Origin of the sequence: Nocardioides pocheonensis (assembly GCF_003725535.1) — a bacterium.
Taxonomy (GTDB): Bacteria; Actinomycetota; Actinomycetes; order Propionibacteriales; family Nocardioidaceae; genus Marmoricola; species Marmoricola pocheonensis.
Genome location: NZ_RJSF01000040.1, coordinates 586,237 through 607,815 on the forward strand (window position 1 = coordinate 586,237; position 21,579 = coordinate 607,815).

Annotated in this window: 23 protein-coding genes and 1 other RNA gene; 13 read left to right on the top strand and 11 right to left on the bottom strand. The window is 72.7% G+C overall.

Annotated elements, in window-relative coordinates; translation table 11 throughout:
- Genes EFL26_RS13670 through EFL26_RS13680 form a run of 3 tightly spaced genes read left to right on the top strand, consistent with a single transcriptional unit; the run spans position 1 to position 3,082 of the window.
- Complete coding sequence (locus tag EFL26_RS13670) at positions 1–1,125, top strand: Nif3-like dinuclear metal center hexameric protein (protein WP_123223397.1); 1,125 nt, start codon at positions 1–3, stop codon at positions 1,123–1,125.
- A gap of 41 nt (positions 1,126–1,166) precedes the next feature.
- Positions 1,167–1,886 carry a zinc ribbon domain-containing protein gene (locus EFL26_RS13675; RefSeq protein WP_246000181.1) on the top strand — a complete coding sequence of 240 codons (720 nt, stop codon included), beginning with the start codon at positions 1,167–1,169 and terminating at the stop codon, positions 1,884–1,886.
- Positions 1,883–3,082 (top strand): bifunctional RNase H/acid phosphatase, encoded by a 1,200-nt coding sequence (locus tag EFL26_RS13680; RefSeq protein ID WP_246000182.1) that lies wholly within the window; start codon positions 1,883–1,885, stop codon positions 3,080–3,082. The genes EFL26_RS13675 and EFL26_RS13680 overlap by 4 nt, the downstream gene beginning before the upstream one ends.
- Before the next feature lie 92 nt (positions 3,083–3,174).
- On the opposite strand, the gene yaaA is transcribed toward EFL26_RS13680, so the two are convergent.
- The gene (gene yaaA / locus EFL26_RS13685; protein ID WP_123223398.1) at positions 3,175–3,966 is read right to left on the bottom strand and encodes a peroxide stress protein YaaA; all 792 of its coding nucleotides are present in this window, start codon (positions 3,964–3,966) and stop codon (positions 3,175–3,177) included.
- Between the two features lie 85 nt (positions 3,967–4,051).
- Here yaaA and EFL26_RS13690 point away from each other — a divergent pair, with 85 nt between their 5' ends.
- Positions 4,052–5,479, top strand: a complete 1,428-nt coding sequence (locus EFL26_RS13690; protein WP_123223399.1) for an RNB domain-containing ribonuclease — start codon at positions 4,052–4,054, stop codon at positions 5,477–5,479.
- A gap of 19 nt (positions 5,480–5,498) precedes the next feature.
- Here the strand turns inward: EFL26_RS13690 and EFL26_RS13695 are convergent, their stop codons facing one another.
- Genes EFL26_RS13695 through EFL26_RS13705 form a run of 3 tightly spaced genes read right to left on the bottom strand, consistent with a single transcriptional unit; the run spans position 5,499 to position 8,841 of the window.
- Positions 5,499–6,338 (bottom strand): transglutaminase family protein, encoded by an 840-nt coding sequence (locus EFL26_RS13695; RefSeq protein WP_123223819.1) that lies wholly within the window; start codon positions 6,336–6,338, stop codon positions 5,499–5,501.
- 2 nt (positions 6,339–6,340) lie between these two features.
- Positions 6,341–7,267 (bottom strand): alpha-E domain-containing protein, encoded by a 927-nt coding sequence (locus tag EFL26_RS13700; RefSeq protein ID WP_123223400.1) that lies wholly within the window; start codon positions 7,265–7,267, stop codon positions 6,341–6,343.
- A complete protein-coding gene (locus EFL26_RS13705) occupies positions 7,261–8,841 on the bottom strand; it encodes a circularly permuted type 2 ATP-grasp protein (RefSeq protein ID WP_246000183.1) in 1,581 nt (526 codons plus the stop codon). The genes EFL26_RS13700 and EFL26_RS13705 overlap by 7 nt, the downstream gene beginning before the upstream one ends.
- Before the next feature lie 87 nt (positions 8,842–8,928).
- Here EFL26_RS13705 and rnpB point away from each other — a divergent pair.
- The 4 genes from rnpB (at position 8,929) to EFL26_RS13725 (ending at position 10,483) form a co-directional block, all read left to right on the top strand.
- An RNA gene (rnpB, locus tag EFL26_RS13710) (RNase P RNA component class A) lies at positions 8,929–9,302 on the top strand.
- Between the two features lie 213 nt (positions 9,303–9,515).
- Entirely contained in the window at positions 9,516–9,746 is a 231-nt protein-coding gene (locus EFL26_RS13715; protein WP_123223401.1) for a hypothetical protein, read from the top strand.
- A gap of 75 nt (positions 9,747–9,821) precedes the next feature.
- A complete protein-coding gene (locus EFL26_RS13720) occupies positions 9,822–10,016 on the top strand; it encodes a DUF2188 domain-containing protein (protein WP_183408180.1) in 195 nt (64 codons plus the stop codon).
- A gap of 56 nt (positions 10,017–10,072) precedes the next feature.
- Positions 10,073–10,483, top strand: coding sequence for a tetratricopeptide repeat protein (locus EFL26_RS13725; RefSeq protein ID WP_246000184.1), 411 nt, complete (start codon positions 10,073–10,075; stop codon positions 10,481–10,483).
- Between the two features lie 4 nt (positions 10,484–10,487).
- Here EFL26_RS13725 and EFL26_RS13730 read toward each other — a convergent pair whose 3' ends face one another.
- Genes EFL26_RS13730 through map form a run of 3 tightly spaced genes read right to left on the bottom strand, consistent with a single transcriptional unit; the run spans position 10,488 to position 12,835 of the window.
- Complete coding sequence (locus EFL26_RS13730) at positions 10,488–10,958, bottom strand: pyridoxamine 5'-phosphate oxidase family protein (protein WP_123223404.1); 471 nt, start codon at positions 10,956–10,958, stop codon at positions 10,488–10,490.
- 40 nt (positions 10,959–10,998) lie between these two features.
- Positions 10,999–11,979 carry a hypothetical protein gene (locus EFL26_RS13735; protein WP_123223405.1) on the bottom strand — a complete coding sequence of 327 codons (981 nt, stop codon included), beginning with the start codon at positions 11,977–11,979 and terminating at the stop codon, positions 10,999–11,001.
- Positions 11,980–11,986: 7 nt separating this feature from the next.
- Positions 11,987–12,835 (bottom strand): type I methionyl aminopeptidase, encoded by an 849-nt coding sequence (gene map, locus EFL26_RS13740; RefSeq protein WP_123223406.1) that lies wholly within the window; start codon positions 12,833–12,835, stop codon positions 11,987–11,989.
- Between the two features lie 50 nt (positions 12,836–12,885).
- Between map and EFL26_RS24250 the strand changes: the two genes are divergently transcribed.
- Both EFL26_RS24250 and EFL26_RS13745 read left to right on the top strand, forming a co-directional pair.
- Positions 12,886–13,059: a hypothetical protein gene (locus EFL26_RS24250; protein ID WP_183408181.1), complete on the top strand. Its 174-nt coding sequence runs from the start codon at positions 12,886–12,888 to the stop codon at positions 13,057–13,059.
- A gap of 13 nt (positions 13,060–13,072) precedes the next feature.
- Positions 13,073–13,345, top strand: a complete 273-nt coding sequence (locus EFL26_RS13745) for a hypothetical protein (RefSeq protein WP_123223407.1) — start codon at positions 13,073–13,075, stop codon at positions 13,343–13,345.
- Between the two features lie 20 nt (positions 13,346–13,365).
- Here the strand turns inward: EFL26_RS13745 and EFL26_RS13750 are convergent, their stop codons facing one another.
- From EFL26_RS13750 to EFL26_RS13765, 4 genes are all read right to left on the bottom strand, one after another.
- Entirely contained in the window at positions 13,366–14,565 is a 1,200-nt protein-coding gene (locus EFL26_RS13750; protein ID WP_123223408.1) for a PQQ-dependent sugar dehydrogenase, read from the bottom strand.
- Positions 14,566–14,637: 72 nt separating this feature from the next.
- Positions 14,638–15,315: a class I SAM-dependent methyltransferase gene (locus tag EFL26_RS13755; protein WP_123223409.1), complete on the bottom strand. Its 678-nt coding sequence runs from the start codon at positions 15,313–15,315 to the stop codon at positions 14,638–14,640.
- Positions 15,315–16,172 carry a 3-methyl-2-oxobutanoate hydroxymethyltransferase gene (gene panB, locus EFL26_RS13760; RefSeq protein WP_123223410.1) on the bottom strand — a complete coding sequence of 286 codons (858 nt, stop codon included), beginning with the start codon at positions 16,170–16,172 and terminating at the stop codon, positions 15,315–15,317. The genes EFL26_RS13755 and panB overlap by 1 nt, the downstream gene beginning before the upstream one ends.
- An 85-nt stretch (positions 16,173–16,257) precedes the next feature.
- Complete coding sequence (locus EFL26_RS13765; RefSeq protein ID WP_123223411.1) at positions 16,258–16,629, bottom strand: antibiotic biosynthesis monooxygenase family protein; 372 nt, start codon at positions 16,627–16,629, stop codon at positions 16,258–16,260.
- A gap of 160 nt (positions 16,630–16,789) precedes the next feature.
- On the opposite strand from EFL26_RS13765, the gene EFL26_RS13770 reads away from it, so the two are divergent.
- From EFL26_RS13770 to EFL26_RS13780, 3 genes are all read left to right on the top strand, one after another.
- The gene (locus EFL26_RS13770) at positions 16,790–18,709 is read left to right on the top strand and encodes a carboxypeptidase regulatory-like domain-containing protein (protein WP_123223412.1); all 1,920 of its coding nucleotides are present in this window, start codon (positions 16,790–16,792) and stop codon (positions 18,707–18,709) included.
- A 94-nt stretch (positions 18,710–18,803) separates the two neighbouring features.
- On the top strand, positions 18,804–20,852 hold the full coding sequence (locus EFL26_RS13775) for an NAD(+) synthase (RefSeq protein WP_123223821.1): 2,049 nt from the start codon (positions 18,804–18,806) through the stop codon (positions 20,850–20,852).
- Positions 20,842–21,561 carry a type 1 glutamine amidotransferase gene (locus EFL26_RS13780; protein WP_148046712.1) on the top strand — a complete coding sequence of 240 codons (720 nt, stop codon included), beginning with the start codon at positions 20,842–20,844 and terminating at the stop codon, positions 21,559–21,561. Before EFL26_RS13775 ends, EFL26_RS13780 begins: the two co-directional genes overlap by 11 nt.
- Positions 21,562–21,579 lie beyond the last annotated feature (18 nt).

Sequence of the window (21,579 nt, forward strand, 5' to 3'; positions counted from 1 at the left end):
ATGCCCGCGCTGAGTGAGGTCGTCGCCCTCGTCGAGGGGTGGTATCCGCCGCACCGGGCCGAGGAGTGGGACCGCGTGGGCCTGGTCTGCGGCGACCCCGATGCCGACGTGCGCACCATCCTGCTGGCGGTCGATCCGGTGCTGGCGGTCGCCGACGAGGCGGTGGCGCAGGACGCCGACCTGGTGATCACGCACCACCCGCTGTTCCTGCGCGGCACGAGCAGCGTCGCGGCCACGACGCCGAAGGGTCGGGTCGTGCACCGGCTGGTCAGCAACGGCTGCGGCCTGCTCGCCGCGCACACCAACGCCGACGCGCCGGCCGGGGGAGTCAGCGAGTCGATGGCGCTGACCCTCGGCCTGGTCGACGTGCTGCCGCTCGACGCCGACCCGCTCGAGGCGCGCGACAAGCTGGTGGTGTTCGTGCCGGTGACCGACGCCGAGCGCGTGCGGGACGCAATCACCCAGGCCGGTGCCGGGGCGCTCGGGGACTACGACTCGTGCACGTTCACGACCTCTGGTGAGGGCCGGTTCCGCGCGCTGCCCGGCGCGAACCCGGCTGTGGGCGCGGTCGGCGACCTCGAGACCGTGGAGGAGGTCCGGATCGAGTCGATCCTGGACCGTCGGCTGCGCGGCCGAGTGGTGGCGGCGCTGCTCGACGCGCACCCGTACGAGGAGCCGGCGTACGACGTGGTCCCGCTGGCCTCGCTCGACGACACGACGCGGGGCTCGGGCCGGATCGGACGACTCTCCGAGCCGATGTCGCTGCGCGACTTCGCCGCACACGTGGCGCGCGTGCTCCCCGAGACGGCTCACGGCGTGCGGGTCGCCGGCGACCCCGACTCGACCGTGGAGAGAGTCGCGCTCTGCGGTGGCTCCGGAGACTTCCTGCTCGACCGCGCCCGCCGGGAAGGGGCCGACGTGTACGTCACCTCCGATCTGCGGCACCACCCCGCCTCCGAGCTGCGCGAGCAACCCGACGCGCCCGCGCTGGTCGACGTCGCCCACTGGGCGGCGGAGTGGACCTGGTTGCCGGTCCTCCGCCGTCGGCTGGCCGAGGAGCTGGGCGATACGGTGGCGGTGCACGTGAGCACGACCAACACCGACCCCTGGACCTTCCGGGTCTGAATGCCGAGGAGCACCCGCTGAAAGCCGACCCGTTCGCCCAGTTGAAGCTGCTCGACGTGCAGGAGCTCGACTCCCGGCTCGACGCCCTGAACCACCAGCTCTCCACGATCCCGGAGGCGGCGGCGCTCGCCGAGCTGACCACCCGCCGCGCCGAGCTCGACGGCGAGGTCCGCGACCTCCGGGTCGAGGTCGACGACCTCACCTCCGAGCAGAAGCGCGCCGACGCCGACGTCGAGCAGGTCAAGGCGCGCCGCGTGCGCGACCAGGGGATGATCGACGCGGGCTCGATCTCCGACCCGAAGGCGCTGCAGCGGATGCTGGGCGAGCTGGAGTCGCTGCAGCGGCGGATCTCCGACCTCGAGGACGTCGAGATCGACGTGATGGAGCGTCTCGAGGGCGCCCAGGCGGCCCTCGACCAGCGCACGGCCGAGCTGGCGAAGATCGACCGTGACATCGAGGCCCTCGGCCACACGCGCGCGCACAAGGCCGGCGAGCTCGACGAGCAGCTGGCGTCCGTGGCTGCCGAGCGCAAGACGACGGCCTCCGGCATCCCGGCCGACCTGCTCGCCCTCTACGAGAAGCTGCGGCTGCAGAAGGGCGGCGTCGGGGCCGCGGCGCTGCGGCGACGTGAGTGCAGCGGCTGCCGGCTCACGCTCAACCCGTCCGACCTGGCCACGATCGCGGCGGCGCCGACCGACGAGGTCATCCGCTGCGAGGAGTGCAGCCGGATCCTGGTGCGCACCGGCGAATCGGGCCTGTGAAGCCTGCCGACATCGAGCACGTCATCGTCGAGGCCGACGGTGGGTCGCGGGGCAACCCGGGACCGTCGGCGTACGGCGCGGTGCTCAAGGACGCCCGCACCGGCGAGGTGATCGCCGAGATCGGGGAGGCGATCGGCGTCGCCACGAACAACGTCGCGGAGTACCGCGGCCTGATCGCCGGCCTGCTCCTCGCGGCCGAGCACGCCCCGAACGCCTCGATCGAGGTCCGGATGGACTCCAAGCTCGTCGTCGAGCAGATGTCGGGCACCTGGAAGGTCAAGCACCCCTCGATGCGCCCGCTCGCCGTCGAGGCCGGTCGCCTGGCGCCGACCGGCACCACGTTCACCTGGGTGCCGCGGGCCGAGAACGCCCACGCCGACCGGCTGGCGAACGAGGCGCTCGACGGGCTGCGTGACGCGACCGGCCCGATCGGGTCGGCCTCGGTCACCGAGCCCGCCGCGCGCGCAGGGGACGAGCCGGCGGTCGAGGAAGCCGCCGAGCCGGAGGAGAAGCCGCGTCGCGGCTGGCACCCCCCGAGCGACCCGCCGACCACGCTGATCCTCGTCCGGCACGGCGTCACCGACCACACCACCCGCAAGGTCTTCTCCGGCGGCCTCTCGAGCGCCAACCCTCCGCTCAACGAGGAGGGCCGGGCGCAGGTGCGGGCCACCGGGGAGTGGCTCTCGCCGATGCGCGACCAGATCGACGCGCTCGTCGCGTCACCGGTGCGGCGCACGCACGAGTCGGCCGAGATCCTCGGCGAGATCCTCGGTCACCCGGTGGAGCTCGAGGAGGCCATCGCCGAGATGGAGTTCGGCAGCTGGGACGGCCTGACCTTCGCCGACATCCAGGAGAAGTTCCCCGACGAGCTGTCGGCCTGGCTCGGTGACCTCGAGTACGCCCCGGGCGGCGGCGAGTCCTTCCGCACCGTCGCCGACCGCGTGCTGCTCGGCCGCAACCGGATCGTCGAGTCGTACGCCGGGAGGACGGTGCTCGTGGTCAGCCACGTCACGCCGATCAAGACGCTCGTCGCCGACGCGCTCGGCGCGCCGCTCGAGGCCCTGTTCCGGATGGAGCTCTCGCCCGCGTCGGTGACCGTGATCTCCTACTTCGCCGGCCGTGGCCCCAACGGCGAGGAGAACATGGCCAACCTGCGGCTCTACAACGCCCGTCCGACCGACGCGCCGTTCTCCTAGGTCTCGGCCCGCCGTCGCGGGTTCGCGAGCTCACCCGCGGCTCGCTCGACCTCTTCGCGTCGCGACCCTGCTCGTGCCTCGCAGGTCGCGGCTCAGACCTCGGTAACCACCACGTCGAGCTGCTGCCCGCCGCGTCCCGGCTGCTGCGGCTCGACCGTCCACCCCAGTGCGCCGAGGTGGTCGGCCAGGTCCATCGGCGTCCGGGGCACGCCGCCGTCGGCGAGGAGGGCGCGCACGATCCGGCCCTTGGTGGCCTTGTTGAAGTGGCTGACGACCGACCGGCGGCCGTCCACCTCGTGGAGCACGCGGACGGTCGCCACCCGTGGCGCGAGCTCGGCCGGTGGCTTCCAGAAGCTCGCGTAGGTCGACGAGCGCAGGTCGACGACCAGGCCGCCGCCGGCGGCGTCGGCGAGAGTCGTGTCGAGGTGGCGGCGCCAGAACGTGCTGACCGTGCCGATCCCGGGCAGGCTGGTGTCGCCGGAGAGGCGGTAGGAGCTGATCGGGTCGCTGGGCCGGACGGCCCCGAACAGCGACGACATGATCACCAGCCACCGGGTCGCCCGGCGGCGTGCGGCCGGGTCGAGCGAGGCGAGGCCGAGGGCGTCGTACAGCACGCCGGTGTAGATCCGGTCCGCGCGGGCCGTCGGGGCGGTGAGCAGCCCGGCGTTGCGGCGTACCTGGTCGAGCTGCGTGGGCCCCAGCCCGAGCACCCGTCCGGCGGCGGCGACGTCCTCCTCGGCCGTGACGTCGCACAGCTCGACGAGCGCGGAGAGCACGGTCTCGCGGGCGTCGGTCAGGCCGGGGAAGTCCAGGGATCCGAGGCCGAGCCGCTTGCCTCGCGTCGGAGCGGCCTTGCCCTCGGACGGCGGCAGCAGGATCAGCACCGGGACAGCCTAGGGACGGCCCTGACCGCCGGCTGCATAGGGTGGACCTCGTCAGTGCGCGCCCCGACAGCTGCCGAGGAGACACATGAGCCACCGGGTCTTGCGGGTCCGCAACGGTGTCGGAGAGCTGCACGAACGGATCGCCGCGATCCAGGGAGAGCTCGAGATCGAGCCCGACTTCCCGCTCGACGTCGTCGCGGCCGCGAAGGAGGCGGCCGGGCGTCCGCGGCTGCCCGACCTCGATCGGACCGACATCCCGTTCGTGACGCTCGACCCCCTCGGCTCGCGCGACCTCGACCAGGCGCTGCACCTCGAGCGCGACGGCGACGGGTACGTCGTCCACTACGCGATCGCCGACCTGACCGCGTTCATCGAGCCCGGCGGGCTGCTCGACATCGAGGCGCACCGGCGGGGCGAGTCGCTCTACGGGGCAGACTCGAGGGTTCCGCTGCACCCTCGCGAGCTGTCCGAGGGCGCGGCGTCCCTGCTGCCCGACCAGGTGCGCCCGGCGTACCTCTGGACGATCGCGCTCGACGCCGGGGGTGCGCAGACCGAGGCCCGGGTCGAGCGTGCCCGCGTGCGCTCGCGCCGGCAGCTCGACTACGTCGGCGCCCAGGAGCTCCTCGACCGCGGCGAGGGCGGGCCCGTCCTCGAACTGCTCGAGGAGGTCGGACGGCTGCGGATCCACCAGGAGGCGGAGCGCGGCGGGGTGAACCTCCCGATGCCCGAGCAGGTGGTGGACTGCAGCGCCGTGCCGTGGCGGCTGGAGTTCCGCCGGCTGCTGGACGTGGAGAGCTGGAACGCCCAGATCTCGCTGCTGACCGGGTTCGCGGCCGCGTCGATGATGGTCTACGGCCGGATCGGCGTGCTCCGCACGCTGCCACCGCCCCCACCCGAGGCGGTCACCCGCCTGCACCGGACCGCCCGGGCGCTCGGTATCGACTGGCCGGCCGAGCAGACCTACCCCGACTTCATCCGCAGCCTCGACCCGGCGAAGCCGAGCCACGCCGCGATGGCGGTCGCGTGCACCACGCTGCTGCGCGGGGCCGGGTACGCCGCCTTCGACGGTGAGCTCCCGGCTCAGCCCGAGCACGCCGCCCTCGCGTCCGAGTACGCCCACGTGACCGCACCGCTGCGTCGCCTGGTCGATCGCTACGGCCTCGAGGTGTGCGTGCACCTGTGCGCCGGGACCGACGTCCCGGCCTGGGTGCGCGAGGGGCTGCACGCCCTTCCCGAGACGATGCAGCGCTCGAACCGGCTGGCCAACGCCTACGAGAACGCCGTGATCGACCTCGTCGAGGCCGCCACCCTGCAGGGGCGCACCGGCGAGCGGTTCGAGGGAGTCGTCGTGGCCGCCGAGAGGGACGACCCGCGGCAGGGTGAGGTGGTCGTGCGTGACCCCGCCGTCGAGGCCAAGGTCGCGGGGGAGGAGCCGCTGCCGGTCGGTGAGGACGTGCAGCTGGTCCTGGCCGAGGCCGACCCGGCGACGCGGCAGGTGCGGTTCCGGCTCTGAGGGTCGACCCGGGTGGCGATCACCCGAGCCGCGTGACCTGGACGTCGACGAACATCGACGAGGTGCCTGCGCCCGTGAAGATGCCCGACAGCGGCCGGACGTCGCCGTAGTCCCGTCCGGTCGCGACGACCACGTGGCGGTCGCCGGGCTCGGCGTCGTTGGTCGGGTCGTACCCGTGCCAGTCGCCGTCCCACCACTCGACCCAGGCGTGCGACTCGCCGCTCACCGTCTCGCCCACGACGGGGTCCTGCCGGGGATGCAGGTAGCCCGAGACGTACCGCGCGGGCACGCCGACCTGCCGGAGCCCGCCGATGACCAGGTGGGCCATGTCCTGGCACACGCCCGCGCGGGCGTCCCACGAGTCCGCCGCGTGGCCGGACACGTGCGTGGACCCGACCACGTAGTCGACCTCGTCGTGGACCAGCGAGCAGATCGCCGTGGCGGCGTCGTGCGGGGTGGGGCTGGAGTGCGCGAGGTCGGCGTACCTGGCGGCGAGGTCGTCCGGCGCTCGCACCCGGTCGCTGACCTCGAGGTACTCCGTGAACTGGTCGGCGACGCGACCCTGGCGGATCTCCTGCCAGGAGAGCCGGTCCGCGGTGGCGGCGCGGTGCTGCGTGTGCACGGTGGTGGTCGAGGTCACGGTGAGCTCGTCGTGCGGGTCGAGCACCTCGAACGCCGTCACCTGGCTGCCCCAGTAGTCGCGGTAGGTCCACGTCCACGGTGTCGGGTGCACGTCCAGGCGGGTGTGCACGACGAGCTGGCTGCCCACCGTCTGCGGCGTCAGGCGCGCCTCGTTGTACGACGCCGTCGCGCCACCGTCGTACGCGAACCCGGTCGTGTGCAGGATCTTCAGCTGCATCGTCACCCTCGCTCTCCGCGCCAGGTCGCGGCGACCGCACCGGCGAAGTAGCGCCGCGTCACCGCGTCGGTCGCCTGCGCGCAGGTGCGCTGGAGACGTTCCATCTCGTGCGGCAGGTCCGTGAGCACGTCCGCCAGGGACCGGTACTCGAGCTCGGTGCGGGCACGGCCCAGCAGCCGCTGCGCCTCGTTGTGGAAGCCTGCGCGCTGTCCCGACTCCTCCAGGTTCTGCAGGCACTGCTCGGCCCTGCTCAGCGCGAAGACCACCGAGCGCGGGAACAGCCGGTCGAGCACCAGGAACTCCGCGGCCACGCGGTCGGTCTCGAGGCCGCGGTAGGTGCGCAGGAAGGACTCGTAGCCGCCGCACGCGTGCAGGGACGTCGTCCAGGCCGACGAGGTGGACAGCGACGCCGCGGCGACCAGGCGGGCGGTCATGTCGGCGCGCTCGATGGACCGGCCGAGCATGAGGAACTGCCAGCCCTCGTCGCGCGGCATCGTGGCGTCGGCCGTGCCGTTGATGAGCGCGGCCCGCCCGCGCACCCAGGCGAAGGCCGTCGGCGGCGCCATCGCGTCGAAGCGGCCGCTCGGCAGGGCCCGCCAGGTCGTGTTCACCGCCTCCCACATCGAGGTCGACAGCGTCTCGCGTGCGCGCCGGGCGACCTCGCGCGCGGCCCGGAGCGTCGCATGGATCGAGGCGGGCGAGGCGGGGTCGAAGGCGAGCCGCTGGAGCAGCTCCGGCATGCCGACGGTCTCACCGGCCGTGACGGGCACGCCCATGATCGCCAGCACGCTGTCGCAGGTCGCGGCGACGTCGACCGCAGGGTCCTCGACCATGAGCTGGGTCTGGACCTCGAGGATCCGGGCGGTGTCCTCCGCCCGCTCGACGTACCGGCCGATCCAGAACAGCGACTCGGCGATCCGGCTCAGCACGGGTGCACGTCCCTCTGCTGGTCCCGGGCCTGCTGCTGCTGCTCGGCCTGACGCGCCCGGGGGTCCGCCGCGGGTCCGCCGTCCAGCGGCGCGATCTCCCGCGGTCCGCTGGCCGTCGGCTCGCGCCGCCGTGGCGCCGCACCCGGACCCGCGAGGACCCAGGTGTCCTTGGACCCGCCGCCGCGCGAGGAGTTCACGATGAGCTCGCCTTCTGCCAGCGCGACCCGGGTGAGGCCACCGGGGAGCACCCACACCCGGCTCCGGTCGTTGACCGCGAACGGGCGCAGGTCGACGTGTCGCGGGGCGATCGCGCCGTCGAGGTACGTCGGCACGGTGGACAGCTGGACGACCGGCTGCGCGATCCACGAGCGGGGATCGAGGAGGACCCGGCCACGCAGCTCCTCGAGTTCGCGCGGGCTCGCCGAGGGGCCGATCACGATGCCCTTGCCACCGCTGCCGTCGACCGGTTTCAGGACCAGCTCGGCGAGCCGGTCCATCACCTCCTCGCGGTGCTCGGCCTCCCCGAGCCGCCAGGTGTCGACGTTCCCCAGCACCGGCTCCTCGGAGAGGTAGTAGCGGATCAGGTCGGGCACGTAGGTGTAGACGAGCTTGTCGTCCGCGACGCCGTTGCCGATCGCGTTCGCGATCGTGACGTTGCCCGCGCGGGCCGCGTTGACCAGGCCCGGGCAGCCGAGCAGGGAGTCCGCGCGGAAGTGCACCGGGTCCAGGAACTCGTCGTCGACGCGCCGGTAGATCACGTGCACCGGGACGAGGCCGCTCGTCGTGCGCATCATCACCCGGCCGCGGCGGCACTCGAGGTCGCGGCCCTCGACGAGCTCGACCCCCATCGTGCGGGCGAGCAACGCGTGCTCGAAGTAGGCGCCGTTGAACGCTCCGGGTGTGAGCACGACGACGTTGGGATCGTCCACACCGGCCGGCGCCGCCGCCCGGAGTGCGGCGAGCAGGCGCTGGGGATAGGCGGTGACCGGTCGCACCCGGTGCTCGGTGAATGCCTCGGGCAGCGCGGTCGAGATCGCCCGCCGGTTGGTCATCACGTAGGAGACGCCCGACGGCGTGCGGACGTTGTCCTCGAGCACGCGGAACCGGCCGTCCGCACCGCGGACCAGGTCGATGCCGGCCACGTGCACGCGCACCCCGTTCGGCGCCTCCACGCCGAAGCTGGCGCGCGAGTAGTGGCTCGACGTGGTCACGACCCGGCGCGGGACGACGCCGTCGGTGAACACCTCGCCCGCTCCGTACACGTCGGCGAGGAACCGCTCGAGCGCCCGGACCCGCTGCTGGACCCCGCGGTCGATCGCGGCCCACTGCTCCTGCTCGATGATGCGCGGGAGGATGTCGATCGGGAACGCCCGCTCCTCGCCGCCGACGTCGAAGGTCACACCCTGGTCGAGGTAACCGCTCTGCAGGCTCTCGACGCGGGCTGAGACCTCGGCCTGGCTGAGCTGGGTCAGGATGTCGAGCAGGCGCGCGTACGGCTCGCGGGGCAGGTCGCCGGCGAACATCTCGTCGTACGCCGGTCCGCGCGCGTCGTAGGCACCGAACAGCTGCTTCACGATGCGGAGGTTAGGCAGCCGCGGTTTCGCCCGTGTTTCGGGCTCGCGGCGAACGAGCGCCGGGACGGCTACGCTGGGGCCTGCGGATGGGCTGGCCGGGCGACCGCGGGGAGGCGACTCCTCGAGGAAGGTCCGGGCTCCACAGGGCAGGGTGGTGGCCAACAGCCACCCGAGGTGACTCGCGGGACAGTGCCACAGAGAACAGACCGCCACCGCCTCCGGGCGGTGGTAAGGGTGAAACGGTGGTGCAAGAGACCACCAGCGCGACGGGCGACCGTCGTGGCTCGGCAAACCCCACCTGGAGCAAGACCAGACAGCGAGCGTTCGAGGGCGGCCCGCCCGAGCTCGCGGGTAGGTCGCACGAGGGTGTCGGCAACGGCACTCCGAGATGGATGGTCGCCAACCACGTCGTCGTGAGGCGGCGTGGCGAACAGAACCCGGCCTATGAGCCAGCCCATCCGCACCCGGGCTTGCACCTGGCTCCCGCCGGGTAGTCCCTCACGTTCGGCACCGTTTCCCGGCCGATCCGGTGCCGAACGTGAGGGACTACCCGCGCTCGCGAATCCCATCGTGCGGACTCAGCCGTTCGGTCAGATCCGCATGGCCCCTGCCTGCGCGTGACTCGGGCCGTTCATCCGATGTGCAGGAATGTGACAAAACGGGATTATTGAGGCATGGGGGGCAAGGCAACTGATGCACAGGTCCAGGAGATCGCTCGCGTTCTCCTGGCCGAAGGACGCTACGAGACACGCCTGGAGACGGGGAACCTCCAGGCCCTGGTGGACGCCGGCTGGGCGGCCCGCCAGGCTGGCCAGCTCCTCGGGCGGCCGGTCCGGGTCGAGACCTCTCGACCCGACGAGCCGTCCGGGGGGCTGGTGGTCGTCGCCGAGCTGGTCGACGCCTGAGTGAGCCGCGGCGCCGGTACTGGTCCGGGCCCGCGTCGGGTACGGGGGACGTGACCCGACGCGGAGGAGGACGTGGTGACCGGCGAGGTGGAGACGTACTACGAGGACGGTGCCTGGCGGAACTGGGCCGACGGCGCGGAGCTGGGGTCCCCGCACCGCGAGCGTGACGCGGCGATCGCCGAGGGGCGTGCCCAGGCGGCCGAGCGCGGTGTCGAGCACATCGTCCGCGACGAGCAGGCCACGGTGGTCGCTCGGGAGGACGACGCTTGATCCGGCCGGAATGGCCCGCCACGCTGTGGTGTTGAGCGGGCGTGGAGGAGATCAGCGTGGACGAGTTCGAGCTGCAGGCTCCGGCCGTCGTGTTCCCGGGCCAGCGCGACCTCGGGTCGGCGTACCGGGTGGCCTACGACCTGCTGACCCGTCGCGCCGCGAGCGAGGCGCTGGAGGTCATCGAGCCCGGCCTGGAGGCCGAGCCGGACAACACCGGCCTGCGGATCCTGCGCGCGTGGGCCTTCCTGATCCGCGTGCAGCTCGAGCGGGCCGAGTCCGAGCTGACCCGCCTGGTCGAGGAGCGCCCCGACGACGACTGGGTGCGCTTCGCGCTGGGCCGGAGCCTCGAGCGCCAGTCCCGGTACGCCGAGGCGCTGCCGCACCTGCGCCTGGCGGCCGCGATGTCCGGCGACCCGGAGCACGAGCTGGCCGTCCTGCGCGTCGAGCGGCTGCACGCCGGCCTCTGAGGCGTCAGAGGTCGACCGGCACCCGCTGGTCCGACCCGGTGCCGTCGCCGAAGTCGCTTCCGCGCACGTGCACCTCGGTGCGGGTGACCCGAGCGCGGTAGAGCACGAAGGGTTCGCTCGCGAGCCGCTCCGGCGTCCACGCCAGCGGTTCCTCGACGTCGCGGAACGCCGTCGCGCAGGCCTCCTCGAGCTCGTCGACGGGCACCCGGGCGGCGGTCGCCTCGAGGTACACCGCCCACCCGGTGCCCGGGCCCGCGCACGGGTCGAACACGACCATGCTCACGTCCGGGCGCTGCTCGAGGTTGCGGGAGTGGTGCGCGTCCGGCGAGGAGAGCCAGTAGGCGTGGTGGTCGACCAGCGTGAACCACACCGGCGAGACGCGGGGCCGGCCCGAGGGGTCGACCGTGCCGAGCACCATGAACTGGTTGCCGGCGAGCACCTCACGCGCCAGCGCCTTCAGGTCGTGGTCGGTCATGGCGCCAGTGTGCCCGTTGCGCCGGGGCCGGCTCGCGCTCTCAGCCCATCGAGGAGGTGTCGACAGCCTCGAACGCGGACGCCGGGATCCGCTTGAGCTCCTCGACGAGTGCCGGCGGCCAGTACTTGTTCTGCTCTCCCTGGAAGAACCAGGGCGAGCCGTTGTCGGCCAGGACGAGCCCGTAGTCCTTCATCGCCGTGATGACCGTCCGGGCGCGGGCGCTGAACCCGCTGGCGTCGAAGGACCCCTTCATCCGGAACCGCGCGCCCATCGGCGGGTAGGCCCAGCTGTCGGTCGACCCGGCGTCGTGACGGGCCGGCCAGAGGTGGTGCCGGCTGGTGACGTCGGTCGTGAACCGGATGGCGTGCCCGACCCAGCCCGCCTTCACCTCGCTCCAGCGCAGCAGCCCGGGCAGGATCGGGAGGCCCGCCGCGTCGGCCGAGGTCCAGCCGTCGGGGCGCAGCGCGTTGCTGCCGAGGGACCAGGTCGCTCCCGAGCCGGCGCGCCAGTGACCGTTGCGGACCCGGGTGTTCCAGGTCTCGTACAGCCGGCAGCGGCCCTTCCGCACCACGATCGCGTGCTTGTCGCCCGCGGAGTTGCGGCCGCCCTCGATCCGGGTGTCCCGGCCGAACGGGTAGCGGACGTGATCGCTCTCCGAGGAGTAGTCGAACCGGACGCGCACCTTGGGGTGGAGCCGGCCGACCACGGTGATCGGGATCCCGTAGTTGGGTCCGTCGCCGTACGACGGCCCGAAGTCGGGGTGCAGGTTCCGCCCGGTCGACATGTGCGCGAGCCACGCGGCACTGCGCGGGTCGACCGGCAAAGAGCGGATGTCGGTGTTCCAGTAGTTGTCGGCCGGGAAGGGCCGGCAGGTCGTGCCCGCGATCGGGGCCACCGACGCCGCACGGTCAGCCGTAGGACCAGCAGGGCCGGACGCCGCCGGGTGCGGCGCGGCGAGGGCGACGGCCGGGCCACCCACGGCGACGGCGAGGGCGGTCAGGAGCGCGGCAGAGCGGATCATGCACCGATCATGGCAGCGTCAGGATCTCCGCGCCGCTGTCCGTGACGAGCAGCGTGTGCTCGAACTGGGCCGACGCCCGCCGGTCGCGGGTGACGACCGTCCAGTCGTCGTCCCACATCTCCCACTCGTGGGTGCCCAGGTTGAGCATCGGCTCGATGGTGAAGGTCATCCCCGGCTCCATCACGGTGTCGTACGCCGGGTCGTCGAAGTGCGCGATGATCAGGCCCGAGTGGAACGACGTGCCGATGCCGTGGCCGGTGAACTCGCGGACGACGCCGTACCCGAACCGTCGCGCGTACGCCTCGATGACCCGGCCGATCACGTTGATCTGCCGGCCCGGCCGGACCGCGTTGATCGCCCGACGGAGGGCCTCCTCGGTGCGCTCGACGAGGTCGCGCACCTCCTCGCTGACCCCGGGGGTCATGAAGGTCGCGTTGGTGTCGCCGTGCACGCCCCCGATGAACGCCGTGATGTCGATGTTCACGATGTCGCCGTCCTCGACGACCCGGCTGTCCGGGATGCCGTGGCAGATCACCTCGTTCGCACTGGTGCACAGCGACTTCGGGAAGCCGCGGTAGCCGAGCGTCGAGGGGTAGGCGTCGTGGTCGAGCAGGAACTCGTGGCCGATCCGGTCGAGCTCGTCGTGGGTCACCCCGGGCGCCACGTGCTTGCCGACCTCCTGCAGCGCCTGGGCTGCGATGCGTCCGGCGATCCGCATCCGCTCGATCGTGTCGGCGTCCTTCACCTCCGAGCCGGTGAAGCGCTCGGGCGCGGGTCGGCCGACGTACTCGGGCCGCGGGATGTGGTCGGGGACGGGACGACGGGGAGAGATCGTGCCGGGAACGACGGGGGTCACCCGGTGAGTGTAGTTTCGGGCGAAGGGAGGAACCGAAGGGAGTGGGGAGCATGAGCACCTTCTGGTACTGCCTCAACCACCACGCGGTGGAAGGCCCCGAGGGATGCGACTACGCCGACCGGCTCGGGCCCTACCCGACCGAGGCCGAGGCCGCGCGGGCGCTGGAGAAGGTCGAGGAGCGCAACCAGGAATGGGACAACGACCCGAACTGGAACGACGACTGAGCGTGGGAGCGGCGTGACAGACCCCCCCGAGCAGGGCGGTCGGATCAAGGACATCCGCGTCTACCGGCCTGCGTTCGTCGGCATGGTGCTGCTCGTCTGCGCGCCGTTCCTGATCTTCGCCGGGGCGTCGCTGTACGGCGCGTGGGGAACCGTCGTCCTCGTGCTGGTGTGGCTGGTGCTCTTCGGGCTCGGCTGTCGCTGGTTCATGCCGCGCCCGCGTCGCGTCGTCGTGGTCGGCCTGCTGTCGCTGGCCGCGTGGCTCGTGGTCGTGCTGCTGGCCCGCTGAGCGCTGCTGCGTCCGACCGGTCAGCGTGGGGAGACGCGCAGGACCGAGTCGCCGGTGCCGTTCGAGGTCGTGACGAGGAGGTCGCCGTTGCGGGCTCGCGTCACCGAGCGCAGCCGCCCGAAGTGGGTGAGGACGTCCGGTGTCTGCATCGAGACGAAGTGTCCCGCGGCGTCGAAGCGGAAGAACATCAGCCGGCTGGCCTTGAGCGCGGCCACCGCCAGGGTGCCGTCGTACTCGCCCCACTGCGAGCCGCTGACCCAGGCGGCGCCCGAGGTCGCCAGCGTCGGGAAGCCGGAGCTCCAGGCGGCGTGGATCTGCGTGCCGGGCAGCGCGTCGTCGGTCATCGGCACCGACTCGTTGTAGCCGGGGACGGGGTTCCAGCCGTAGTCACCGCCACGCACCACCACGTTGATCTCGTCGTCACGGTCGGGCCCGTGCTCGACCGACCAGATCGTGCCGTCGGCGCGCTGGGCGAGGCCCTGCACGTTGCGGTGGCCGTAGTTCAGCACGTAGCGCCTGGGGACCGAGGAGGCGTGGGCGAAGGGGTTGTCGGCCCACGCCTTGCCGGTGAACCGGTTCAGCCGCAGCACCTTGCCGCCGAGCGAGCCGAGGTTCTCCGGGTTGGTGCCGGTGGCGGCGTCACCGGTGCCGACGACCAGGGCGCCGTTGCGAGCGATCAGCAGCCGGCAGCCGCCGTGCCGTCCGCTGGTGGCCGGGAGGCCGCGCAGCAGCACCTTGATCCGGCGTACGCCGGTCCAGTGCCGGTTCATCCGCCAGGCCTCGATCCTCACGTCGTGGCCGGTCGGCGTGAACGCACCCTGGCAGGTGTAGACGCGGCGGTTGCTGCGGAACGCCGGGTCGACGGCGAGCGACATCAGCCCGGTCTCGCTGCTCGCCCAGACCCGGCTGGACGGGAAGTGCAGGACCCGCTTGCGGCCGTGCCGCCACAGGATCAGCCGGCCGGTGTCGCGCTCGGTGATGAGCAGGCGTCCGTGCGGGAGCTGCTGGACGTCCCACGGTGTCTCCAGGCCGCTCACCTGGCGCCGAACGGAGAGGTCGGGGAAGGCGCTCGATCGAGCCGGGGATGGTTTCGGCAGGCTCAACCACCTGTGGCTGAGTGCGGAGGAAGATCCGGCCGCGTCCGGTGACGGCTGGGCCGTCGCGGTCGCGGGCATCGCCAGCGCCGAGCTGAGCAGGAGGACCACCGAGAAGCGCCACATGGGCCTCACGCTACGACGGGCCCGCCCCGGGGAGAAGGCCCGGGGAGAAGGCCCGGGTCGGAGGGGCGTGAGTCAGCGTCGGGCCGCCAGCACGACCGAGTCCGTCGCCGTGACCGGACCCTCGGGTCCGTCGGCGGTCCGGGTGGGGGCGCCGGCGACACGGACGTCCCACTCGGTCTCCGGCAGCGCCGCGACGACCTGATCGGGGGTGAACAGCAGCTCCGCGTGGCCGTGGCCGCGACGCAGCCCGCTGGCCACGTCGTCGGGATGGTGCCCGACGACGAGCAGGAGACCGCCGGGACGGACGGCGGCGCCGAGGCGGCCGATCACCTGCGCCCGCCGGTCGACCGGAGGGTGCAGGAACTGCGCGGACACCAGGTCGAAGCCGCCGGGCAGCGGCTCGTCGCCGAGCACGTCGTGGTGCAGCACCCGCACCCGGTCGCCGACGCCGGCCTCCCGGGCGTGGGTCGCCGTGCGCTCGAGCGCGACCTCGGAGACGTCGAGCGCGGTGACCTGCCAACCCTGCTGGGCGAGCCAGACCGCGTCGGCGCCCTCGCCGGCTCCGACGTCCAGCGCCGTCCCGGGCGGCACGCCGGTCACGTGCTCGACCAGGCGTGGGTTGGGTCGTCCGCTCCAGATCCGGTCGGACTCGGCGTACCGGGCGTCCCAGGTCTGCTGGCTGAACAGGTCCGCGACGTCCTGCTCGCTGAGGCTGTCGTGGTCGTGGTGGTGGTCGTGCTCGCTGCCCATCAGAACGTGTGCTCGGGTCCCGGGAAGGTGCCGGCCCTGACGTCGTCGGCGTAGGCGCGGGCGGCGTCGAGGAGCACCCCGTGCACGTCGGCGTACTGCTTGACGAACCGCGCCATCCGCCCGGTGCGCAGGCCGAAGGCGTCCTGCCAGACGAGGACCTGACCGTCGCACTGGTTGCCGGCCCCGATCCCGATGGTCGGGATGGACAGCTCGCGGGTCACCTGGCCGGCCACGTCGCCGGGGACCATCTCCATCACCACGGCGAACGCTCCGGCCGCCTCGACCGCCTTGGCGTCGTCGAGGATCCGCTGTGCCGTGTCGCCGCGCCCCTGCACCCGGTAGCCGCCGAGCGCGTGCTCGCTCTGCGGGGTGAACCCGATGTGTGCCATCACCGGCACGCCGCCGCGGGTCAGCAGCTCGATCTGCCCGGCCATCTCCCGGCCGCCCTCGAGCTTCACGCAGTGTGCGCCGGCCTCCTTCATGAACCGCACGGCCGTGTCGTAGGCCTGCTCGGGGGAGCGCTGGTAGGACCCGAAGGGCAGGTCGCCGACGACCAGCGCTCGCCGGGTCGACCGGGTCACGGCACGGGTCAGCGGCAGCAGCTCGTCGACGGTGACCGGCAGCGACGTCTCGTTGCCCAGCACGTTGTTCGAGGCGCTGTCGCCGACGAGCAGCACCTCGATGCCGGCCTCGTCGAAGGTCGCGGCGGTGTACATGTCGTACGCCGTGAGCATGGCGAACTTCTCGCCGCGCTCCTTCATCTCGCGGAGGTGGTGGGTGCGGATCCGCTTGACCGGCGGGGTCCCCGCCTCCGCCTTCGCCGGACCGCTGCCGTAGGGGGCAGTCTCTTCGCTCATCGTCGAGCTCCTTGGGTTCGCTCTCGAGGTGGTTCCTGAGCCTGCCCAAGGGCTCCCTGACGGAGTCCCCGGACCGACCTCAACGCTAATCGTCGGCCGGGGGCAATTCACCTGTGTCGCTGGTCACGCTCCGCGGCGCGGGCCCGTAGCTGCGGGTGACCGTGGCGACCTGGACCCGGTAGTCGGCGTACCAGGTCGTGCGTCCGCGCTCCTGCGCGACGAGGTGCTCGTGCACCTGCTTCCACGCGGCCGCGGCGGCGTCGTCGACCCAGTAGGAGACCGTGATGCCGGAGGCACCCTCGCGCACCGACTCGAAGCCGAGGTAGCCCGGCTGCTCCCGGGCCAGCTCCTCCATCCGGGCGGCCATCGCGGCGTACCCGTGGTCGCCGTCGGTGCGCGTGCTGGTGAAGATCACCGCCGTGTACGGCGGCTCGGGCGGCGTCGCGAAGGCGTCCACGTCACGAGGTTAGTGCCGCCGGTCCCGCCCACCTGTCCAGACCACCGTGACCGAGATCGACAGCCGTTCGTTACGGGGTTCGACACGGAGAGTGAACGGGGCCGGGTGACCGGTCCCGTTCGTCGCACTCGGCGCTCTCCGCCACCACGAAAGTCGGTCGATGACACTGCTCGCCGTCCCGCGACGCCTCCTTCCTCTCCTCGCGGCGCTCCTGGTCGCCGTGCCCCTCGTCCTGGCCCCCTCCCTCCCCGCGTCGGCCGTTGTCGTCCAGGGCAGCGTCACCGGCACGGTGACCGACTCAGGCGGCAACCCGCTGTCGGGCGTCTACGTCTACTTCCTGCGCAACACCAGCGGAGGTGGGATCTCGCCGTCCGGTGCGACCGCGACCGACGGCACGGGCCACTACGTCTACCCGCTGGACCCGGCCGACTACACCGTGGTCTTCGACGACCCGTCCGGCGACCACGTCACGCAGTACTGGGACCACGTGCAGCACCTGGCCGACGCGACGCCGGTGACCGTGACCTCCTCCCACGTGACGTCGGCGATCGACGCGCAGCTCGCGGACGCCGGGTCGATCAGCGGCACCGTCACGCTGCCGGCGACCGCGGACCTGAACACCGACGACGCGGACGTCGACGTGATCGACCCCGCGACGGGCGACTTCGCGGGCTGGACCGTGCTCGACCCGGCCGACGAGACCGCACCGGGCAGCCACGCCTACACCTACACCGTCACCGGCCTGCCGGCAGGTGACTACCGAGTCGAGTTCGCCCACGAGGACTACACCGCGACCGTCGAGGCGCAGTACTACGACGGCCACCCCGAGTCCGCCGGCGCCGGCTCGGCGAACCTGGTGACGCTCGCGGCCGCGGAGCACGCCACCGGCATCGACGCCACCCTGCACACGGGCGGCACGATCAGCGGCACGCTGGTCGACGGCAACGGCGACCCGATCGCGGACTGCGAGGTCGCGGCGTTCAACACGGTGGACCACTGGGCCTCCCGCTCCGCCACCACCGACGCAAGCGGCAAATTCGTCGTCGGGGGCCTCACGACCGGCAAGTACGGCGTCCTCGTGGGCGACCCGTACGGCACCGGCAACGCGTGCGCCACGACGGAGTACTACACCCGCGCGGACGGCGACCTGTCCGAGTCGGGCACGGGCATCGTCGCGCTCTCGACCGCTCCTGGGACCGACGTCGCTCTGCCGAACCCGCTGGTCTACGGCACGCCGGACATCGCGAACACCGCGGCACCGACCGTCCCGACCACGGCTCCGGTCGTCGGCACCCAGGTCACGGCGAACCCGGGCACCTGGAACCCCGCGGACGCCACGCTGGCCTACCAGTGGAAGGCGGGCGGCGCCGACATCGCCGGCGCCACCCACGCGTCCTACGTCCCGGTCGCGGGCGACGTCGGCAAGCGGCTCTCGGTCACGGTCACCGCGACGAAGCCCGGGTACGGCTCGGCGACGGCGACCTCGAACCTGACCGCTCCCGTGACCGGGACCAGCCAGAGCACGGCGATCGCGAACACCGCGCCGCCGGGGATCACCGGTCTCGCCCGCGTCGGCGAGCAGCTCTCGGCGTACGCCGGCAGCTGGTACACCCCGACCGGCGCGCCGACGACGTCCCTGCAGTGGCTGCGCAACGGGGTGCCCGTCGCCGGTGCGACCGGTGCGACGTACGTGCTCGCCCCGGTGGACCTCGGGGCCCGGATCTCGCTGCGGGTCACCGCCACCAAGGACGGCTACCCGCCGGCGCAGCGCACCAGCGACCCGTCCAACCCGGTCGCGGCCGGGGTGCTCACGCTGACCGACGTGCCGCGGATGCTCGGCGTCCTCAAGGTCGGCAAGGTGCTCAGCGCGCTGCCGGCCCCCGCGTCGCCGACGGCCACGTCGGTGCGGTTCCAGTGGCTGCGCAACGGCGTGCCGATCAAGGGGCTCGCCGCGAAGCGGGCGCGCTACAAGCTGGTCCGGGCCGACCGGGGCAAGCACATCAGCGTGCGCATCACCGAGGTCCGGCCGGGTTACGCGCCGACCGTCTCGGTCGCGAAGCGGGGCGGCAAGGTCCGCTAGCCCGGACTGCAGCAGGTCGTCGCGCGGGCCCGGGGAGCTCCTCCCCGGGCCCGCGCCTTCGACACCTGTGGGACGCATCGGCCAGACTGGCGAGGTGGACTTCGCCTCGATCTACGCCCACGGATTCGCACGGGTGGCCGCCTGCACCGTCCCGGTCGCCCTCGCCGACCCGCCCGCCAACGCTGCCGCCGTCCTCGCCGAGGCCCGGGCCTGCCACGACGACGGGGTCGCGGTCGCGGTCTTCCCGGAGCTCTGCCTGAGCGGCTACTCGGCCGACGACCTGTTCCTCCAGGACGTGCTGCTCGACGCCGTCCACGAGGCGATCGCGACCATCGTCGAGGCGAGCGCGGACCTGCGACCGGTGCTCGTCGTCGGTGCTCCGCTGCGCAACGGCAACCGGGTCTTCAACTGCGCCGTGGTGATCCACGGCGGTGCCGTGCTCGGCGTCGCCCCGAAGTCCTACCTGCCGACCTACCGGGAGTTCTACGAGGCCCGATGGTTCGCCGCCGGCGCCGACCGGTACGCCGGCGAGATCACCCTCCTCGGCGAGGACGTGCCGTTTGGCAACGACCTGCTCTTCACGGCGAGCGACCTGCCGGGGCTGGCGCTGCACGTCGAGGTCTGCGAGGACATGTGGGTGCCGGTCCCACCCAGCGCGAACGCGGCCCTGGCCGGCGCCACGGTGCTGGCGAACCTCTCCGGCAGCCCGATCACGGTCGCGCGCGCCGAGGACCGCCGGCTGCTGGTCCGCTCGGCGAGCGCGCGGTGCCTCGCGGCGTACGTCTACGCGGCCGCGGGCGAGGGTGAGTCGAGCACCGACCTCTCCTGGGACGGCCAGACGATGGTCTACGAGTGCGGCGACCTGCTCGGCGAGACCGAGCGCTTCCCGGCCGGCCCGAGGCGGACGACGGTCGACGTCGACCTGGACCGGATCCGCCAGGAGCGGCTGCGCCAGGGCACCTTCGACGACAACGCGCGCGCCACGGGAGCGGAGGGTGGCCTACGCGCTGTTCCCTTCGTGCTCGCTCCGCCGAACGACGACATCGGGCTGCGGCGCAAGGTCGACCGGTTCCCGTTCGTGCCCGACGACCCCGAGCGGCTGGCCCTCGACTGCTACGAGGCCTACAACATCCAGGTGTCCGGCCTGGAGCAGCGGCTGCGCGCGATCGGCCGCTCGGGTCATCAGCCCAAGGTCGTGATCGGCGTGTCCGGCGGGCTCGACTCGACGCACGCCCTGATCGTCGCGGCGAAGGCCATGGACCGCCTGGGCCGGCCGCGCAGCGACATCCTCGGCTTCACCATGCCGGGCTTCGCGACCAGCGACTACACCAAGGGCAACGCCCACCGGCTGGCGAAGTCGCTCGGCGTCACCTTCGAGGAGCTGGACATCCGCCCGGCCGCCCGGCAGATGCTCGAGGAGATGGGTCACCCGTTCGCACGCGGGGAGGAGGTCTACGACGTCACGTTCGAGAACGTCCAGGCCGGCTTGCGCACCGACTACCTCTTCCGGCTGGCCAACCAGCGCGGCGGCATCGTGCTCGGCACCGGCGACCTCAGCGAGCTGGCGCTCGGCTGGTGCACGTACGGCGTCGGCGACCAGATGTCGCACTACACGGTGAACTCCGGTGTGCCCAAGACCCTGATCCAGCACCTGATCCGCTGGGTGGTGAGCACCGACGAGTTCGACGCGGACGTCGACCACGTGCTCACCGAGATCGTCGAGCAGGAGATCAGCCCCGAGCTGGTGCCGTCCAAGGACGACAAGCCGCAGAGCACCGAGGACACCATCGGCCCCTACTCGCTGCACGACTTCACGCTCTACCAGGTGCTGCGGTTCGGCTTCCGGCCGAGCAAGGTCGCCTTCCTCGCGCACCACGCCTGGGCCGACCCGGACGCGGGGGAGTGGCCGCCCGGCTTCCCCGAGCAGCGCCGGGTCTCCTACGACCTGCCGGCGATCAGGCACTGGCTCGAGGTGTTCGTGACCCGGTTCTTCGCCAACCAGTTCAAGCGGTCGGCGATCCCGAACGGCCCGAAGGTCTCCGCGGGTGGGTCGTTGTCCCCGCGCGGAGACTGGCGGATGCCCTCCGACGCGAGCGCCGCAGCCTGGCTGGCCGACCTCGAGCGGGTCCCGGGTGGCCACTGACCCACGGGTGCTGGTCGTCCAGCACCAGGCCGACTGCCCCCCTGCCCTCCTCGGTCTCTGGCTCGACGCCGCCGGGTGCGCGCTCGACGTACGCCACCCGTACGCCGGTGAGCCGCTCCCGTCCGGGCTCGACGAGCACGACGCGCTCCTGGTGCTCGGCGGCTCGATGGGCGCGTACGACGACACCGCGCACCCCTGGCTGACCGCGGCCAAGGAGCTCGTCCGGATCGCCGCCGACCGGGGCGTCCCCACCCTCGGGGTCTGCCTGGGACACCAGCTGGCCGCGGTCGCGCTCGGTGGCGCGGTCGAGGTCAACCCGCACGGCCGGCAGCTCGGCGTGCTCCCGATGGGCTGGACCGACGCCGCGTCGGACGACCCCGTCCTGGCTGCCCGTCCCGGTCGGGTGATCCACTGGAACAACGACGTCGTCGCCGACCTGCCGACGGGTGCGACGACCCTCGCGCTCGCCCCCGACGGCACCGTGCAGGCGGCGCGGCTCGCGCCCGCGGTCTGGGGAGTCCAACCGCACCCCGAGGTCGACGACGCCGTGGTCGCGCGGTGGGCGGCCGACGAGCGCGAGGAGATCGGGCCCGCCGTCCTCGACGCGGCTCTGGCCGACATGCGGTCGGCCGTGCCCGAGCTTGCGCGTGCGTGGCAGCCGGTCGCCACGGCCTTCGCCCAGCGGGTCCGGGTCACCTCGCAGGCGTAGGCCCGGGCCCGTGGTCGG